Annotated in this window: 1 protein-coding gene and 1 pseudogene; both read left to right on the top strand. The window is 58.1% G+C overall.

What is annotated here, in order from left to right:
• The coding region (locus B2W52_RS13040; protein WP_286803461.1) for an NAD-binding protein at positions 1-745 on the top strand (745 nt) is incomplete at its 5' end.
• A 54-nt stretch (positions 746-799) separates the two neighbouring features.
• Positions 800-1186 (top strand): annotated as a pseudogene (locus B2W52_RS13035) (BamA/TamA family outer membrane protein); the annotation flags it as partial.

Genomic DNA, 1186 nt, shown 5'->3' with positions numbered 1-1186 from the left:
GTCGATGTTCCTGACGCCGTTGCTGTTTATCGTGTACGACCGGATTGTCTTACCTCGTTATCGTCGTTCACAAAACGACGAGCGCGAGGCGGATACCATCGATGAACAGGCGCCGGTTATCGTCGCTGGTGTTGGTCGTTTCGGCCAGATTGTCTGCCGGCTATTGCGGGCCAATAATGTTCCCATCGTTGCATTGGACCATGAGATCGAACAGATCGAGAACCTCCGGCAGATCAATATCAAAAGTTTTTTCGGGGATGCGAGTCGCCCGGATTTGCTGGAAACCGCAGGCATCGAACAGGCCCGGCTGCTGGTCGTGGCGATCGACGACCGTGATCGTTCGGTGCAGATGGTGGAGCATGTGAAGCAGTTCTTCCCCGGTGTCTGGGTGCTGGCCCGCGCTTTCGACAGAGGCCACGGATACCGACTGCGCGAGGCCGGGGCCGATGATGTGGTGAGTGAAACCTATCATTCGGCACTCGAGCTTGGGGGTCATGCCCTGACCGCCATGGGTGTGCACCCGATGCGTGCCCGTCAGATGACCTGGGTCTTCCTCGACAATGAAAAAGCCCACGAGGATGAGCTGTTCGACGCCTGGAAGGAAATCGAGGAGGGCATCCGGTTCAGCCCCCGCTACGGTGAGTTATTCATGAAGCTGGAAGAAGCACTCAGCAGTGCCATGCAGAGTGATTGGGATGAGCCAAAGCAGGAGGATGTCCCGATCTGGAGGCCGCCCGACCGTTGACAGTGAGGTCAGCCTGCCCGGATTATTGTCTTGGTGTCTGTAGAGGTCAGTATTGTGTTCAGGAAAACGTTTGTTGTCTCCGGGCTGGCTCTGGCCGGCTCGTGCCTGGGTGCGGAACCAGCCAGGGAGGGCTGCATCACCAGCGATATTCAGCCAGAGGCGATTGATCTGGACAAACCGAGGGATCAGCTTGCCCGCCAGAGTGATCTGGTGATTCCGGAGGGTGCCCGGATCAGCAACATCCGGATCCTTCGCCGCCCCATCTTTGATACCACCGATCCGGAGCAGGACAATGCGCTCTATCGAACCCTCAATGCACTCAATACGCCGACCTGGGAATCCGCCTTGCGCGCCCAGCTGGTGTTTGAGGAAGGGGATGTCTACGAGCCCGAGCTTATTTCCGAGTCCGAGCGGGTGCTGCGCCAGCGGGAATATTTGACC

It is taken from the genome of Marinobacter sp. UBA2498 (assembly GCF_002341575.1).
In the GTDB taxonomy this organism is placed as follows: domain Bacteria; phylum Pseudomonadota; class Gammaproteobacteria; order Pseudomonadales; family Oleiphilaceae; genus Marinobacter; species Marinobacter manganoxydans.
This window is presented reverse-complemented; position numbering and strand designations above follow the sequence as displayed.